Raw genomic sequence first — 17,345 nt, 5'->3', positions numbered from 1 at the left:
CTTGTAGGGGCGTAATGCTTACGCCCTTATTGATATTTCAAAGACCAGTCAATAGACTGGTTTTTTAATGCCCTGCCTTTTGATTATACATATAATAGCTGATTTGCCACGCACCATTTTTATTTTTAAATACAAATACTTCACGGTTATTATCAACAATTTTTTTCGCAAGTTTTTTATGATACACCGTTGCATTGTCTGCATGGGTAGTTCGGACGATGGCGGTATCACCAATCACTTCAACACTGGTTGAAATGTAGTCAATCCCAGTAAAATCCATCACATCAAAGGCTTGTTCATAACTCTGACGAATCGCAGATTTGCCTTGCAAAGTGGGTTTACCTTGAAATTCAATCACTGCATCATCGGCAAATACACTCATAATCGCATCAGTATCGCCTTTTGCCATTGCTGTTTGGTAAAATTGTAACGTATCTAAAATAGCTTGCTTAGGGCTTTTTTCAGCTAAATTAGCAGAAGATGAAGGTGTAGTCTGACCCATGATAGAACTCTGTGATGGTGAAGTAGATTGAGCTAAGTGAGTACAACCCATTATGCTAGCTATCACAAATGGTAAAAAAATAGCCTTTAAGTTATTGGACATTATTTCTCCTTATTAAATTAAAAAAAATTTGTAGCTATCATTATGCCAAATTTTATCGATATTTTTTGTTAGGTTAACGTAAATAAATATCCTATCAAATCGCTAAACTTTTCAATGCCAGTTTTAACAAGTTTTGCGTGGTAAGCACCTCATTGCCTAGATTATTTTTGGCAATCTTAATCGCACTTTGAGCTTCTTTATCACGATAGCCCAATGCCATTAATCCTGCCTCCACTTCTGCAATTACTACCACCTCATTACTGCTATCGGTCGGCATGGTAAGGCTACTCTGCCCTTCATTTATCAGCGTGTCGGCTGAACCCCCTAAATCTTTAAGCTTATCCGCCAATTCCACAATGAGGCGTTGGGCGGTCTTTTTACCCACCCCTGGAATACGTGTCAGGGCATTTTCATCACCATTGATGACATGGCGTTTGAGTTCGTTAAGGGTTAACGTTGACATCATTGCAAGTGCCATTTTTGCCCCCACACCATTGACTTTAAGCAGTTGGCGGAATAGCTCTCGCTCTTGGTGACTTAAAAAGCCAAATAGCAAATGAGCATCTTCACGGACGATAAGCTGTGTCCATAATGTGGTTGGTTGATTCAGTTGCAGTTGGCAAAAGGCGTTCAGCGGTAGTTCAATTTCATAGCCAACACCGCTTGTGGTCATAATGATGGCGGTAGGTGCAAGTAGATGAGCAACTGTGCCGTGAATTTGTCCTATCATGGTTAATCCTTATTTGGTGTGAAAAAAATAGAGGCATAAAGCCCCTATTTTCATCAAAAATCTAAAAATAATTATTTATAATACTCAACCATTTTTTCTAGGCTGATTGGACGGATTTTGCTGGCATTGCCTGACGTACCAAAGGCATTATAACGCTCAACACACACCGCTTTCATCGCATCCACGGTTTTAGCGAGGTATTTACGAGGGTCAAATTCGGCAGGATTTTCCGCCATAAATTTGCGGACTGCCCCAGTTGACGCCAAACGCAAATCGGTATCAATATTCACCTTACGTACGCCATGCTTAATGGCTTCTACGATTTGCTCAACGGGTACACCATAGGTTTCGCCGATATTACCGCCATATTCATTGATGACTTTTAGCCATTCTTGTGGCACGCTTGACGAACCGTGCATGACAAGATGAGTATTTGGAATACGAGCGTGGATTTCTTTAATACGAGCGATTGATAAGATATCATCGGTTGGTGGACGAGTGAACTTGTACGCACCGTGACTTGTGCCAACTGCAATAGCAAGGGCATCGACATTGGTATCACGCACGAACTGTTCGGCTTCATCAGCACTGGTAAGCAGTTGTGAATGGTCAAGCACACCTTCTGCACCCACGCCATCTTCTTCACCTGCCATGCCTGTTTCGAGGCTACCCAACACGCCAATCTCACCTTCGACAGATACGCCACAAGCGTGGGAAAACTTCACCACTTCACGAGTGACCGCCACATTATAGTCATAATCCGCAGGGGTTTTACCGTCTTCTTTAAGTGAGCCGTCCATCATCACCGAGCTAAAACCAAGCTGAATCGAGCGTTGGCACACCGCAGGGCTTGTGCCGTGGTCTTGGTGCATGACGACTGGGATATGTGGGAATTCTTCCACCGCCGCCAAAATCAAATGACGCAAAAATGGCGAACCTGCATACTTTCTTGCCCCAGCTGAGGCTTGTACGATAACAGGCGAGTCGGTTTCATCCGCCGCCATCATAATAGCACGCATTTGTTCTAGGTTATTAACGTTAAAAGCAGGTACGCCATAGTTGTTTTCGGCGGCGTGGTCAAGTAATTGACGTAGGGAAATCAGTGCCATATTTTTCTCTCAAATGGATAGTTATAAAATAGAGGTCGTCACAGTATAGCAGAACGCTTGGGCAATTTGAATGGTATTTTATAGCGGATAAACATGAAAAAACCCCACAAATTGTGAGGTTCTTATTGCAATTTAATCATAGAAAAAGACAGATTTCATAGGGGCGTATTGGATACCCCCAGTTACCATACTCTTTTTTCTAATTAAATTATCTATCATTTATAGCTTGCTAGTTAATTCTGGCAATACGGTAAAGATATCACCTTCTAGGAAGTAATCTGCCACTTGAGCAATTGGTGCTTCTGGGTCATTGTTAATCGCTACGATGACTTTAGAATCTTTCATACCTGCCAAATGCTGAATCGCACCTGAGATACCTGCAGCGATGTAAAGATTTGGGGCAACGATTTTACCCGTTTGACCGACTTGTAGGTCATTTGGTACGTAGCCTGCATCCACAGCAGCACGAGAAGCACCCATCGCAGCACCCAATTTATCTGCCAATGGCTCGATATATTTGGTGAAGTTTTCACCGCTTGCCAAAGCACGACCACCTGACACGACAATTTCTGCCCCAGTCAACTCTGGACGGTCAGATTTTGCCAATTCTTCGCTGACAAATTTTGATTTGCCCAAGTCTTGACCTGCTGATACTTGCTCAACACTGGCAGAACCACCTTCGCTAGCAGTATCAAATGCTGTCGCACGCACGGTGATGACTTTTTTGCTTTCGGTGTCTTTAACGGTCGCAATCGCATTACCTGCATAAATAGGACGCTCAAAGGTTTCAGCATCAACCACAGCGGTGATATCAGTCACCATATTTACGTCTAGTAAGGCGGCTACACGAGGCATAAAGTTTTTGCCATTGCTGGTCGCTGGGGCAACGATATGGCTATAATCGCCTGCCAATGATACCACAAGGTCAGCCACGTTTTCGGCAAGTTGGTGTTCAAAAGCTGGGTTATTTGCACATAGGACTTTGGCAACGCCTGCTACTTTACTGGCTTGCTCTGCCACAGCTTCACAGCCATTACCTGCTACCAATACCACCACATCACCACCCATTTTGCTGGCAGCGGTCACAGTGTTTAGGGTTGCTTTTTTTAACTCTTTGTTATCATGCTCTGCATATACTAAAATTGCCATGAGAATTTCCTTAAAGTTTATTATCAAAATCGGTTAAATGTCGGCAGATATCACATTAGATAACTTTTGCTTCATTTTTTAGTTTGTCGATGAGTTCATCAACTGATTTGACTTTTACGCCTGCTTTACGTTCAGCAGGTGGCGTGACTTTAACGACTTGAATGTTAGAAGCGGTTGATACGCCATAATCTTCTGGTTTTTTCTCATCCAGTGGCTTTTTCTTGGCTTTCATAATGTTTGGTAATTTGGCATAACGAGGTTCGTTCAAACGCAAATCCGCCGTAATTACGGCTGGCAATGCCAATTCAAGGGTTTGTAAACCACCATCAACTTCACGCTCAACTTTTACATTACCACCTTCAACAGCAACTTTTGAGGCGAATGTGGCTTGACCCACGCCCATCAAGGCAGATAGCATTTGACCAGTTTGGTTGTTATCATCATCGATGGCTTGTTTACCCAAAATAATCAATTGAGCTTGTTCGGCTTCGGCGATGTTTTTTAGGATTTTGGCAACTTGTAATGGACGCACGGTGTCGTTAGTTTCGACCAAAATACCACGGTCAGCACCCAATGCCATTGCACCACGGATTTGTTCTTGAGCTTCTTTTGGACCAATAGAAACTACAACAATTTCGCTTACCACACCTGCTTCTTGTAGGCGAACCGCTTCCTCGACTGCGATTTCATCAAATGGGTTCACAGACATTTTGACATTGGTCAAATCAACGCCTGTATTGTCCGCTTTTACACGAACCTTGACGTTATAGTCTACTACACGTTTAACAGCGACTAATGCTTTCATACGTTCCTCGTTTGTTATCTAAGTGAATTAATAGCCCTTAAATTGTTGTCATACAACTTGCTATGCTGTCGGCTTAATCAGCCATACATTGGGGAATGGGTATGGTGAAATAATCCCTAACACAAATCAATCACAAGTTGTGAACGGTGGGTCATGCTTGGTGATTTTTTAGCAAAATATCAGCATTCGCTAGAAATATAGCATAAATTGAACGCTACTTGGTAGTTTTTTAACGAATAATTGCATTCAAGTAAGATAATTTTTTCCATAAAAAGATGTCAATGATACTCACCCAAAAAATTTTAGTATTTACGCAAATTTTAAATTTATCTTGCAAAATAAAGACGCTAGACCCCTGCCTACGCAGGGGTGACGGAAAATTTAAGAGATTTCGTCATTCCTGCGAATGCAGGAATCCAGTGTCTTTTGCGTAAGTCCTAAATTTATCAAATTTTATCTATTATTTTATTTTTACCATAAAAAAAGCAACCTTTGGTTGCTTTCTCGATACGGTACTATAATATTCAAATAATAGAATTAGGTCTATTATTATTGTGGTTCGATTTGCTCTGCTTGTGGGCCTTTTTGACCTTGGCTTAGAACGAAGCTCACACGTTGACCTTCTTTAAGGGTTTTGAAACCTGAGCCTTGAATTGCACTGTAATGTGCAAATACGTCTTGACCACCATTGTCTTGAGCGATAAAACCAAAACCTTTGCTTTCATTGAACCATTTTACAGAACCAGTAACTTTGTCTGACATAAAAAATCCTACTTTTTTAAAAATTTAAACTATTTCAATCCAAGCCGAAGCTATCGTTGTAATAGCTTATCTTGCATAGATGAATCCTCAGCTAAGTCACGCTTTTTAGTAAAGTTCATGCTAGCTGATAATCACAGTATATCCTAGTTAATCCAAATTACCTAATACTAAATTGTTTATTTTCACTTTTTTTTTAAAATATTGTTAAAAAATACGCTTTTTGATTAAAATTTTCTATTTATCGCCATTTGACAGGCAATCATTAAGACATTTTTAGTAGAAACTCACCTGATAAATAGCTTTTGGTCAGAATACTAAGGCTTGTCAAAATAATAACCATCGAAAAAGATAAACTATAATCCATATACTTTGACGGCATTTGGATGTTTTCGATATCATCAATGTCAATATCAGTATCTTTGAGTAAATAAAAACCATATAGCCAACCGAATAAACTATATAGGATATATGCCACAGGCACGACCTTAAATAAAGGCGAAAAATCGGCAAAATATAGCACAGCGATTGATACGATACTCCAAACAGTTTCGAGCATTGAGCTAAAGTGAAATAAACTACTGTCAGGCATTTTGCCTTGGTAGCGTTTTAGCAGTAAGGATTCATAACTGATAAATAAGCCAACAATGACTGTGCCTGCCACATACAGGGCTTGCCAACTTGGGGTGTATGGGCTAGGTAAGCCTAGGCTGGTAGCAAGGGTCGTAAAATCTAAAAAAAGTTGCAAAATAGCTCTCAGATTGGGCGGTAGAAAGTGGCGTATTGTATAATAAAAAACCTTGCCCATGTAAGAATTTACACAGGCAAGGTGTTAATTGGTTAAAAATTAGACAGCTTTAACAGTCTAGTTTTTATCTTTATCAATGATTTTGCTATCGGTAATCCAAGGCATCATACCACGCAATTTTGCCCCAGTTTTTTCGATTTCATGCTCGGCAGTTTGACGGCGGCGAGCAGTCATTGATGGGTAGTTCATCGCACCTTCAGAGATAAACATTTTGGCATATTCACCCGATTGGATACGTTTCAACGCATTACGCATGGCTTGGCGTGATTGGTCGTTGATAACTTCTAGCCCTGTAACGTACTCACCGTATTCGGCGTTGTTGCTAATGGAGTAATTCATATCAGCGATACCGCCTTGATACATCAAGTCCACAATCAATTTTAACTCATGTAAACACTCAAAGTATGCCATTTCTGGGGCGTAGCCTGCTTCAACAAGGGTTTCAAAGCCCATTTTAACCAATTCAACCGCACCACCACATAATACCGCTTGCTCACCAAATAGGTCAGTTTCGGTTTCGTCTTTAAAGGTAGTTTCGATGATACCTGAACGACCACCACCCACGCCAATGGCGTAAGACAAGGCAACTTGTTTGGCTTGCCCAGATGCATCTTGGTAAATAGCGATAAGGTCAGGGATACCGCCACCTTGGACAAATTCGTTACGCACGGTATGACCAGGGGCTTTAGGGGCAATCATAATCACGTCAAGGTCTTTGCGTGGTACAACTTGGTTGTAATGAATGGCAAAACCGTGAGCAAAGGCAAGAGTTGCACCTTGTTTGATATTTGGCTCAATGGTTTCGTTATAAAGTTGTTTTTGGAATTCGTCTGGGGTCAAAATCATAACAAGGTCTGCCCCTTTGACGGCTTCGGCAGTTTCTGCAACTTTTAAGCCTGCGTTTTCGGCTTTTTTCCATGACGCTGAGTCTTGGCGTAAGCCAACGGTGACATCTACGCCACTGTCTTTTAGGTTTAGTGCGTGGGCGTGACCTTGTGAGCCGTAGCCGATGATGGCGACTTTTTTGCCTTGAATGATGGATAAATCACCGTCTTTGTCGTAATAAATATTTAAGCTCATTTTCAAGTTCCTTTAGGTTAATTAAACTGTTTACTTGGCTAAGTTTTCAACAAATTCATTGGTTAAAGTTTCATGTTTCCACTCACTACCAATAGCAGGTTCAGGGAAATTTTTCCAACTATAACCAATTTTCTTTTCAAAATCATATATAACGTGCGGATAGTCATTGATAAATAACAAACCTATCAAACCATTCTCATGCCAACAAAGTTGGGCTTTACTGGGAATATCTTTGTCAGTTACATCTGAAACATTATAAATGTGTAATGCGTCCACTATGGGCTGTTCTTTATTATCACTATTTAGTGCATAAAAATAAGCTGTTTCTTCATCGTCTTCAAATACAATCGAAAAACTTGAACTTGGAGAATCTGAAGCAAGCCATGTGTCCGTTCCAACTAAATACTCTGCTTCTTCATGTAAATAAAACATTTTCTCTCCTAAACGGCTAAAGTTTTTTCACCCCTTGCAATCCCAATCACGCCCGAACGCACCACTTCTAAAATACGCTCACGCCCCATTACTTCAACAAATCCATCCAATTTTGCCGTATCACCAACAATCTGAATGGTATAAATATTTGGGGTGACATCCACGATACTGGCTCGGAAAATATCCGCCGTACGTTTGATTTCCTCACGCAATGTCGCTGTGGCTCGCACCTTTATCAACATCAACTCACGCTCTACATGTACCGTGTCCGATAAAGTCGTCACTTTTACCACTTCAATTAACTTATGCAATTGTTTGGTAATCTGCTCGATTTTATGCGGTTCGGTATCTGTCGTCAAGGTCAAGCGTGATAGCGTTGGGTCGTCTGTGGGAGCGACATTCAGCGTTTCGATATTATAACCACGTTGGCTAAACAATCCCACCACACGAGAAAGCGAACCTGCTTCATTTTCCATTAAAACTGAAATTAAATGTTTCATTATGAACGTTCCCCTTTGGCTAACCACATATCACGCATTGACTGTCCTGCAATTTGCATTGGATAAACGTGTTCATTACGGTCAATAATCACGTCAATAAACACCAATTTATCCTTGAGCGATAAGGCATACGCCAATTGCTCGTCAAGTTTGGCAGGGTCTGTGATTTGAATGCCAACATGACCGTAGGCTTCGGCAAGTTTGACAAAATCAGGCAACGAATCCATATACGAATGTGAATGACGACCTTCATAAATCATGTCTTGCCATTGTTTTACCATGCCAAGTTGGGCATTGTTTAGGTTTAAAATCTTAACAGGCAAATTGTATTGTAAACAGGTCGATAATTCTTGAATGTTCATCTGAATCGAACCTTCGCCTGTGATACACACCACGTCACGCTCTGGCTTGGCAAGTTTACACGCCATCGCATACGGCAATCCAACGCCCATCGTGCCAAGTCCGCCAGAGTTCAGCCATTGACGTGGCTCGTCATATTTGTAATACAGGGCGGCAAACATTTGGTGTTGCCCGACATCCGAAGTGATGATGGCTTTACCATTGGTCAATTCATACAATTTTTCGACAACGTGCTGTGGCTTCATGCCATTGCTGTCGTCTTTGTCGTAGCGTAAACCATGACGTTTTCGCCATTCATTAATCTGTGACCACCAATCATTAATCGCTTGCGTGTCAAGGTTTTTACCAGTTTCTTTAACCATCGCCAACATATCAGTCAGCACACTTTTGACATCGCCCACAATCGGAATATGCGAATTAATGGTCTTTGAAATTGACGCAGGATCAATGTCAATATGGATAATTTTGGCGTTTGGGCAAAACTTTTGTACATTATTAGTGACACGGTCGTCAAACCTTGCCCCCACCGCCAAAATCACATCGGCATTGTGCATGGTCAAATTGGCTTCATAAGTGCCGTGCATACCGAGCATACCCAAAAATTGACGGTCAGAACCTGCAAATGCCCCAAGCCCCATCAAAGTATTGGTGACTGGTAAATTTAGTAAATGAGCCAATTCTCGTAATTCATCACTGGCATTACTGCTAATCACGCCACCGCCAGAGTACAATACAGGGCGTTTGGCAGACAACAACACTTCAACGGCTTTACGAATTTGACCGCTATGACCTTTGGTGGATGGTTGATAAGAACGTACATTGACCGATTGTGGGAACACATAAGGAAATTTTTCGGCAGGAGCGGTGACATCTTTGGGAATGTCAATCACCACAGGGCCAGGTCTGCCAGAACTTGCGATATAAAAGGCTTTTCGCACAATCATCGGAATGTCGCTGGCATGGCGAGCTTGAAAGCTGTGCTTCACAATCGGACGAGATACACCAACCATATCACACTCTTGGAACGCATCATCACCAATCAAGCTTGAAGGTACTTGCCCTGCAATCACCACCATTGGAATTGAGTCCATAAAGGCAGTCGCAATGGCAGTCACGGTGTTAGTCGCCCCTGGCCCTGATGTGGCAAGCACCACGCCAGTCTTACCTGTCACACGGCTATACGCATCCGCCATATGTCCTGCCGCCTGCTCATGGCGTACCAAAATATGTTCAATTTGGTCTTGCTTAAATAGGGCATCATAAATATGAAGCACTGCCCCACCCGGATAACCAAAAATATACTCAACGCCTTCATCAATTAAGGCTTGCACAAGCATCTCACCGCCTGACATCATCACAGGCATACCTTGACTGGCAAGCTCGGTTTTTTTGTCAAAATTGGGAGCAGAATCTGGGCTGGTATTTTCGCCCGTCATATTGGGTTGCATCGTGGTTTGAGGGGCGGTTTTGGGGGTACTCGTGTCAGTCACTTTATCACCTTTCATCTCATCAGTTGCTAATTAGGGTAAAATTTTACGCCTATTAGCGATTGCGTTATTGAACCAAATATATCAATGAATCAATCGGTTCTAATGCTCTGGTAACTTGTTGTGAGGCAAAACGACTAACAGCGATAAGGATTGGCAAATAGACGTGGATTTGTTTAATAAACTATTAAAGTAAATTATTTAATAAACATTTTCCTGTGACCAAAAGAAAGATAATCAAACCTTGAGAAATAATAGATGTTAAAAACGGTCAAAATCTCAAGCATAAGATATCACAACATGATGGCTACTTTGTGTCTTTGCTAACCGATAAGTCAACGCTGTTAAATTCCGTTTAACAACAACAATGGTAATCATCCTTTAGCCTTGGCTAAACCCTTTGACATACACAAAAGGTGGATTTTTACCGAATAACAAAAAACGGTAATCTTTTGTTATTGACCAGTAGATGGCTCTATCATTATATTTTTTGGGGTTATTGTCAATAAAATGTTTGGATAAGAATTGATAACAAATTTTTATGAATATACTTTTTTATCAAAATATCGATTAGAAACATGAATAATTGAGTGCTGATAACCGTGTTTTTTATCATAATTTGTTGTCTTTGTAGATAACTGTATGCTAATCTAAACGATATTTTAACTCTAATTCTAATTTGGTAGAAAATGCAATGATAAAACCTCTTAGCCTAATTTTGTTATCACTTGCCACCCTAACAACCCAAGCTGCTACTTATTATAAATGGACGGATAGCAATGGCATACCACATTATAGCCAATATGCCCCTACCAATGGCGTTGACCTAAAAAAAGTACAAGTCATCAATAACCGTGAATTAGGTCCTGCTACCAGTGCTACGGCTAGCGGTGCAAATGGTTCAGCCCCCCCTACGTCAAGCACCATGACCCCAGAACAAAAACGTATTGCTGAGCTTGAAGCTGAGAAAAAAGCCCAGCAAAAACAACAAGATAAAGAGCATTGCAAATCACTACAAAACAACCTTGCCAACTTAAATATTGGTGGTCGTCTTTATGAGATGGATAATAAGGGTGAACGTAAATACCTTGATGGACGTGAAATCGAGCTACGCCGTCAAAAAGTTGCTCAAGCCATTAGTCAGTATTGCAAATAATATTGTATAGATACTTTTTAATATTACTAAAATAATTATTAAATATGACTTGGTAAAGTATTCTCTACAAATGATTAATAGTAAAACCGTGTGACATAATCATGCGGTTTTTTTATGCTTATTTGCCAACACGCCTCGCCCCTTGCCAAATATTTGACCTCAAAATGCGTCCGCTCGCTATCGCTTGGTACTTGGGATTTTATCACGTCTAATTGCCAAATCTCGTTTGCCATTTGCTCGGCTTCGTCAATATAACTTTGGATATTACTGGCTAAAATAATCTCGCCATCCGCTTGCAAACAGGCTAATAATAACTCAAAAAACGGCATATTTAGCCAACGTTGATTGGGATTGTGTGGTTCTGGATTGGGGTATAAAATAAATATTTTGCTTAGGCTATTTTTTGGAATAGCGTGAGTGACCCACGCCACTGCGTCAGCATGAATCACGGTTAAATTTGGCAAATTGGATAAGCCCACTTGGTCAGCCGATTTTTGCATGGCAGTAAATTTTTCGGCAGTACGCTCGATGGCGATGAGTTGATAATTGGGATTTTGACTGGCAAATTGTAAAGCGTGCTTGCCCTTGCCTGCCCCAATCTCAAGGCAGATATTATCCTGTTGCCAAAACTCAGATGGCATGGGGACAAAATCTCGTGGGTGGCGGATTTTATCCAGTTGAAATAATCGGCTAAAATGATGGCTGGGCGTGGTAATTACTGAGTTTGGCATAGCGAGCTTCTAATGATAAAAATTGACCGTTAAAAATTGGATTGCAGTATAATGGGATTTAGCCATTGAATAAAGATAGGATTTACGCAAAATATCATCTGTAGGTTGGGTCGAAGCATAAGACCCAACATAAATCATTGATAATGTTGGGTTTCGCACGCTCAACCCAACCTATATTTTGTAAAAATGCGTGAACCCCTAAAAATTAGGATAATCCATGAGCGACAATCAAACACCCAATATAAAAACTTACCCCTGCCCACAATGTGGTAAGCCAACGGTATGGCAGGATAATCCGTCCAAACCGTTTTGTAGTGAGCGGTGCAAGTTGATTGATTTGGGGGCGTGGGCAAGTGAGGATTATAAAATCGCTTCGGTGGAAACGCCGTTTAGCGATGAAATGAATAACGCTCATTAATTATCGTAAGGTGCATTTATAGTCTTTTAAACTAGAAACAATACCGTTTTGTAGGGGCGTATTGCATACGCCCAAAATTTCAAAGTCTCATTTTTGATTTAATTTACTATAGAATTAGCTGTTTTCGAGCGTTTTTTACATGGTGTTGAACTGTTTTAAGAACTTGACTTGCCATGACCGACTCAATTATGCGTATAATATCTCACAGCATTTTAAAATGAAAAATCCTTAGGAAAAGCTATGACCACGTCAATTTCACACCTCCTCCCTACCTACAAACGCCAACCCATCAGCTTTACCAAAGGGCAAGGCTCATATCTGTACACCGCAGATGGTACGCAATACCTTGACGCACTGACAGGTATTGCTGTCTGTGGTTTGGGGCATTGCCACCCACGCATTAGCCAAGCCATTGCCGAACAAGCCCAAACTTTAGTACATACCAGTAACCTGTACGGCATTGACTGGCAAGAAACCGCAGGCACAAAACTCTGCGAAATGGCAGGTATGGACAAGGTGTTTTTTGCCAATAGTGGTGCTGAAGCCAATGAAGCGGCATTAAAAATGGCTCGCCTATACGCCAGTAAGCGTGGGCAAACCCAAGCCAAAGTCATCGTCATGGAAAATTCGTTTCATGGTCGCACCTTGCTCACCGTGTCCGCTACCGCCAATCCCACTGCTAGAGCAGGATTTTTTACCTTAGATGATGACTTTGTGCGTGTGCCATTTGGCGATATCGAGGCGATTAATCAAGCCATTAGCGAAAACAGCGATATTTGTGCGATTATGCTTGAGCCGATTCAAGGGGAAAGTGGGGTACGCACGGCAGACAACGGCTTTGAGTTCTTGACCCAAGTGCGTGAGGTGTGTGATAAAAATAATTTGCTGATGATTTTGGACGAAGTACAAACAGGCAACGCCCGCACAGGCAAATATTTCGCCTATCAACACAGCCCTATCAAACCCGATATCTTGACCACTGCCAAAGGCTTGGGCAATGGCTTCCCTGTGGGTGCGTGCATGACGAGTGGTAAAGCCAATGACATCTTTGGCTATGGCTCGCATGGCTCGACTTATGGCGGTACACCGCTTGCGTGTCGTGTGGTGAGTGAAGTGATTGACGTGATTAATGATGAAAATATATTGGCAAATGTCAATCAGCAAGGCGAGTTATTAACCCAGTTATTACTAGATGGTTTGGCAAATGACGGTGTCAGTGTGCGTGGTAAAGGCTTGATGTTGGGCGTGGTATTGCCAACGGATAAGGGTATTAACTTTGGCACATTGGTCGATAAAGCCCGTGATGAGCAGAAATTGCTGATTAATGTCGCAGGTGGCAATGCTATTCGCTTATTACCACCGTTAAATCTGAACCAAGCGGATACCGAATTGATGGCTGAACGCTTGGTAAAACTGGTGAAAAGTGTGATTTAACAAGTCATAAGTAAAGGGACAAAATTATCAATGGTTTTCCGTTCGCCCTAAGCTTGTCGAAGGGTAACATTAATAGGACTTACGCAAATTTTTAATTTATCCTCTTAAATAAAGACGCTAGACCCCTGCCTATGCAGGCGTGACGAGTAAATTAAAAATACTCCGTCATTCCTGCGAATGCAGGAATCCAGTGTCTTTTGCGTAAGTCCTAATTAAATGAAAATCTGCCAAAACAGCAATTCCATCATTTTTCCATATTTCATCATGGGTTTTTCATAAAACTTGCTCAATTTTTGCATAATGCGTTGTTAAGCTAACCCTGTGTTTCCCTTTTGGTCAATCACAGGACAACCTTATGCAAAAATCCCTCATGTATAAATTTTTTACCATCGTTGGGCTATGTGCCTTGTTTTTATTTGGCTTGGTATTTATCAGCAATTTGGTGAGTGAACGCCAACAATATTACCACACAGTGATGGACGACATCAAAAAAACCCACGTTGGTGACCAGCAAATGATTACCCCGTTTGTCGCCATTGCCAACGCCCAAGGCGTTTATATTCCTCAATTTGCCACTCGTAGCGAGCTGAACAATCAAACAAAGGTCAGTAACCAAGATTATAAACGCAGTATCTATCGGGCGATTAGTTATAATGATGCGATTAATATAAAACAAGAGTTTAATTTTAATCAAACTTTGACAAATCCTGCCCCTTTTATCAAAAAAACCGAACAAGGTTTTACCATCATTAATGATGACAAAGCACTCAAGCCCTCGGCTCAAAGCAATCCTACCCCCACGACCGCCCAAGCTACACCGCCCAATTCAGCCACATTTCCAAGCACAGCAACATCAACTACCGTGGCTACGCCAACTGGCAACCCAACCCCCACAACGCAAGCGAATAACCAACCCCCAGAGCGGTATTATCAATGGCAAACCGCCAAATTGATTATCCCTGTATCGGACTTGCGTGGGGTCAATCTGCCCACTGTCACCATCAATGGTAAACCTTACAACGCCCAATTTCCCAAACAAAAAACAATCACAGGCATGAACTATATTGAGGTGAATTTGGCAGAGGTTTTTGCCAATGAAACCAATCGCTTAAACTTACAGACCGCACCACTCAAGGTAAATATCGACCTTGGTATTGCAGGGGTTGACAGTATCAGCGTGATGCCATTGGGCGACCAGTTTAGCCTTGCCTTGCAAGCCAATTGGACAGAGCCAAAGTTTTATGGTGATGCCCTGCCCACCAAGCAATTTAGCCCAGCAGGGTTTAGTGCAACTTGGCAAAATCAATTTTTGGCAATGAATAACAACCAACAAATCAGCAATTGTTTATACAGTCAAGGGACGATGGACTGCCCATCAACGTCTACTATTTCAACCAATAACCAACGCTCAGAATACGAGGCAGTCGAAAGTGCGGTGGGCGACAATAACTACAAATGGCTCAGTACCGCCTTTGTCGATACCAACAACACTTACACCCAAACTGACCGCACCCTAAAGTACGCCTTGCTATTGTTGATGGTGTCATTTGGCACGTTCTTTTTATTTGAAGTGCTAAAAAACCTCCGCATTCACCCCATTCAATATGGCTTGGTTGCTACGGCGTTACTGGTATTTTATGTGTTATTGCTGTCATTTGCCGAGCATATTGTCTTTTGGCAAGCCTATCTCATCGCCTCGGTGGCGTGCGTGGGGCTGATTGGTTGGTATGCGTCATTTGTGTTGCACAGTGTCAAACGCAGTTTGGGATTCTCAACCATTTTGGGCGGATTGTATGCAGGGTTTTATCTGATTTTGGCAAGCGAAGGCATGAATTTGTTGTTAGGTGCGGTGTTCTGTTTCGCCTTGCTAGCGACCGTGATGTTCCTAACACGCAAAATCGACTGGTATAAAATTGGGGAAAATAGAAGTTCAGCCAATGTTAAAAATCCCCCTGCCCCAGCGTTGACCCTTGCTGAACAAATCAAACAAAGTGGGCAATGAGAAGATTTGAAATAGTAAAATATGATTTTTTGTAGAAGCTTATTGTATAAGCCCTCTGTTTAAAAAACCTGAACTCGGGATAAGAAGTGTTAACATTTTACCTATAATCCCCCCTTGCGGAATATATTCCTCACCTTTTTCAAAGGGGGACTTGCCCACCGTTTTAGTCTAAGTTATGGGGGTATAGCCCCCTCTTTCGTAAAGAGGGGATTGGGGGAGATTCAAATAATAGCAATATCAATAGCTTATAATTTTTCTTAACCCGAACTTAAGTTAAAAAAGCTAAAATCTCAAACAGGGCGTAAGCATTACCCCCTACCAATTCACATTTTTAGATTGGATAAAAAAAGGACAAACCATGAAACTCCTCCATCTCACCCCTATCACCCAATCGCACAACAGCGATGCCATGCTAACGCCACCTGTCAAAGCGATAGCCAATGAATTTGAGGCATTGACTGACAGCAATTTAATTGGATTGGATAAATCGACTGTTAAACTTAAATTGCTTAGGCTAAATTTAGAATTTGTCGAGTTTGTGCATTGGCTGATGATTCCGCAACTGCATAAAAATTTGTATTTTGATAAACAAATTTGCCGTGTGGTAAATAATTTAAACCAAATGTGAATTCATTATAAAACGCTAGTTGATTTATAAAGGTGCGTGGGACGCACCCTACGCAATAAAAATTTTTGTCTTATGTAAAGAATAATTTGTTAAAATCAACTCGGACGTTCACAAGCCATACGGTGTAAGCCTTTATCAAAACTTCAACACAACGTATAATAATATTTTGCCACTTTGACGAATGATTATGACTGCCAATATTGCCGTTTTTGGACACAAAACCCCTGACACCGATGCCATCGTTTCTGCCATTGCCATGAGCTACTGGCTCAATCAGCAAGACATCCCTGCCACCCCCTACCGACTGGGCGACCTCAATCAAGAAACCAAATTTTTGCTAAATCTCGCCCATGTTCGCACGCCAGACCTTATCAGCCAATTGCCCCAAAATACGCCCATTGCACTGGTTGACCACAACGAAAGCCAACAATCCATTGATAATCGTGAACATTATGAATTGCGTTATGTCATCGACCATCATAAATTGGGAGATTTGACCAGCAGTGAGCCATTTTATCTGCGATTACAGCCTGTCGGCTCGACTGCGACTTTGTTGTATTTGATGTTTCAAGAAATGCCGATTGACAAGCCTAAGCTAATGATTTCACAGCAAATTGCCTTGCTAATGCTTGGGGCGATTGTATCCGATACGCTCAATTTGACCTCGCCCACCACCACTGATAGCGACAAAACTGCCGTGGCGGATTTGAGCCATTTGGCTGGCGTGCATGATGTCAATGACTTTGCCCAACAGCTATTTGAAGCCAAAAGTGATGTCAGCCATTTGACTGACCTTGAGTTGATTACCAGTGATTATAAGCAGTTTAGTTTTGGTAAAGACGGCAAAAAATGGGGCATTTCTGCGATTGAAACGGTCAAACCACAAGCGATTTTTGAGCGTCTTGCCACCTTGCCCACTGCCATGACCACGCTGAAACAACGAAATGGCGTGGACTTTGTATTGGTGATGATTGTGGATATTATCAAACAACAATCTTGGGCGGTTGCCTTTGATGATGAACAAAATTATATCGTAACGCAAGCCTTTAGCAGTGAGGTAAAAAATAACCTCATTGATTTGGGGAGTTTGGTAAGCCGTAAAAAACAGTTTGTCCCTGCGTTGGAACGATTTTATCAAATTTAAATGATGCCT

18 protein-coding genes are annotated in these 17,345 nt (G+C 41.6%); 6 read left to right on the top strand and 12 right to left on the bottom strand.

Features of this window, described 5'->3' with window-relative positions:
• Positions 1-64: 64 nt before the first annotated feature.
• The 11 genes from ACK1U4_RS02545 to ACK1U4_RS02495 all read right to left on the bottom strand — a co-directional run bounded on the left by ACK1U4_RS02545 (position 65) and on the right by ACK1U4_RS02495 (position 9,691).
• Positions 65-502, bottom strand: coding sequence for a YybH family protein (locus ACK1U4_RS02545; RefSeq protein ID WP_419400528.1), 438 nt, complete (start codon positions 500-502; stop codon positions 65-67).
• 196 nt (positions 503-698) lie between these two features.
• Positions 699-1,334 carry a Holliday junction branch migration protein RuvA gene (gene ruvA / locus ACK1U4_RS02540; protein ID WP_419400529.1) on the bottom strand — a complete coding sequence of 212 codons (636 nt, stop codon included), beginning with the start codon at positions 1,332-1,334 and terminating at the stop codon, positions 699-701.
• A 71-nt stretch (positions 1,335-1,405) separates the two neighbouring features.
• Entirely contained in the window at positions 1,406-2,443 is a 1,038-nt protein-coding gene (fba, locus tag ACK1U4_RS02535) for a class II fructose-bisphosphate aldolase (RefSeq protein ID WP_419400530.1), read from the bottom strand.
• Positions 2,444-2,662: 219 nt separating this feature from the next.
• Entirely contained in the window at positions 2,663-3,592 is a 930-nt protein-coding gene (locus ACK1U4_RS02530; RefSeq protein WP_419400531.1) for an electron transfer flavoprotein subunit alpha/FixB family protein, read from the bottom strand.
• A 55-nt stretch (positions 3,593-3,647) separates the two neighbouring features.
• Positions 3,648-4,397 (bottom strand): electron transfer flavoprotein subunit beta/FixA family protein, encoded by a 750-nt coding sequence (locus ACK1U4_RS02525; protein WP_419400532.1) that lies wholly within the window; start codon positions 4,395-4,397, stop codon positions 3,648-3,650.
• Between the two features lie 549 nt (positions 4,398-4,946).
• Entirely contained in the window at positions 4,947-5,159 is a 213-nt protein-coding gene (locus tag ACK1U4_RS02520; protein WP_419400533.1) for a cold-shock protein, read from the bottom strand.
• Positions 5,160-5,421: 262 nt separating this feature from the next.
• Positions 5,422-5,904 carry a hypothetical protein gene (locus ACK1U4_RS02515; protein ID WP_419400534.1) on the bottom strand — a complete coding sequence of 161 codons (483 nt, stop codon included), beginning with the start codon at positions 5,902-5,904 and terminating at the stop codon, positions 5,422-5,424.
• A 117-nt stretch (positions 5,905-6,021) separates the two neighbouring features.
• Entirely contained in the window at positions 6,022-7,044 is a 1,023-nt protein-coding gene (gene ilvC / locus ACK1U4_RS02510; protein ID WP_419400535.1) for a ketol-acid reductoisomerase, read from the bottom strand.
• Between the two features lie 30 nt (positions 7,045-7,074).
• Positions 7,075-7,476, bottom strand: a complete 402-nt coding sequence (locus ACK1U4_RS02505; RefSeq protein WP_419400536.1) for a DUF2251 domain-containing protein — start codon at positions 7,474-7,476, stop codon at positions 7,075-7,077.
• Between the two features lie 8 nt (positions 7,477-7,484).
• Positions 7,485-7,976, bottom strand: coding sequence for an acetolactate synthase small subunit (gene ilvN / locus ACK1U4_RS02500; RefSeq protein WP_419400537.1), 492 nt, complete (start codon positions 7,974-7,976; stop codon positions 7,485-7,487).
• On the bottom strand, positions 7,976-9,691 hold the full coding sequence (locus tag ACK1U4_RS02495) for an acetolactate synthase 3 large subunit (RefSeq protein WP_419400563.1): 1,716 nt from the start codon (positions 9,689-9,691) through the stop codon (positions 7,976-7,978). The genes ilvN and ACK1U4_RS02495 overlap by 1 nt, the downstream gene beginning before the upstream one ends.
• A gap of 826 nt (positions 9,692-10,517) precedes the next feature.
• On the opposite strand from ACK1U4_RS02495, the gene ACK1U4_RS02490 reads away from it, so the two are divergent.
• On the top strand, positions 10,518-10,979 hold the full coding sequence (locus tag ACK1U4_RS02490) for a DUF4124 domain-containing protein (protein WP_419400538.1): 462 nt from the start codon (positions 10,518-10,520) through the stop codon (positions 10,977-10,979).
• A 74-nt stretch (positions 10,980-11,053) separates the two neighbouring features.
• Here ACK1U4_RS02490 and trmB read toward each other — a convergent pair whose 3' ends face one another.
• On the bottom strand, positions 11,054-11,710 hold the full coding sequence (gene trmB, locus ACK1U4_RS02485) for a tRNA (guanine(46)-N(7))-methyltransferase TrmB (protein WP_419400539.1): 657 nt from the start codon (positions 11,708-11,710) through the stop codon (positions 11,054-11,056).
• 217 nt (positions 11,711-11,927) lie between these two features.
• On the opposite strand from trmB, the gene ACK1U4_RS02480 reads away from it, so the two are divergent.
• The 5 genes from ACK1U4_RS02480 (at position 11,928) to ACK1U4_RS02460 (ending at position 17,336) form a co-directional block, all read left to right on the top strand.
• Positions 11,928-12,128, top strand: coding sequence for a DNA gyrase inhibitor YacG (locus ACK1U4_RS02480; RefSeq protein ID WP_419400540.1), 201 nt, complete (start codon positions 11,928-11,930; stop codon positions 12,126-12,128).
• Positions 12,129-12,368: 240 nt separating this feature from the next.
• Positions 12,369-13,562, top strand: a complete 1,194-nt coding sequence (locus ACK1U4_RS02475) for an aspartate aminotransferase family protein (protein ID WP_419400541.1) — start codon at positions 12,369-12,371, stop codon at positions 13,560-13,562.
• A 355-nt stretch (positions 13,563-13,917) separates the two neighbouring features.
• Complete coding sequence (creD, locus tag ACK1U4_RS02470; protein WP_419400542.1) at positions 13,918-15,564, top strand: cell envelope integrity protein CreD; 1,647 nt, start codon at positions 13,918-13,920, stop codon at positions 15,562-15,564.
• Between the two features lie 358 nt (positions 15,565-15,922).
• Complete coding sequence (locus ACK1U4_RS02465) at positions 15,923-16,192, top strand: hypothetical protein (RefSeq protein ID WP_419400543.1); 270 nt, start codon at positions 15,923-15,925, stop codon at positions 16,190-16,192.
• A gap of 187 nt (positions 16,193-16,379) precedes the next feature.
• Positions 16,380-17,336 carry a manganese-dependent inorganic pyrophosphatase gene (locus ACK1U4_RS02460; protein ID WP_419400544.1) on the top strand — a complete coding sequence of 319 codons (957 nt, stop codon included), beginning with the start codon at positions 16,380-16,382 and terminating at the stop codon, positions 17,334-17,336.
• Positions 17,337-17,345 lie beyond the last annotated feature (9 nt).

The organism is Moraxella sp. TY6, assembly GCF_048551375.1.
Taxonomy (GTDB): Bacteria; Pseudomonadota; Gammaproteobacteria; order Pseudomonadales; family Moraxellaceae; genus Faucicola.
This window is presented reverse-complemented; position numbering and strand designations above follow the sequence as displayed.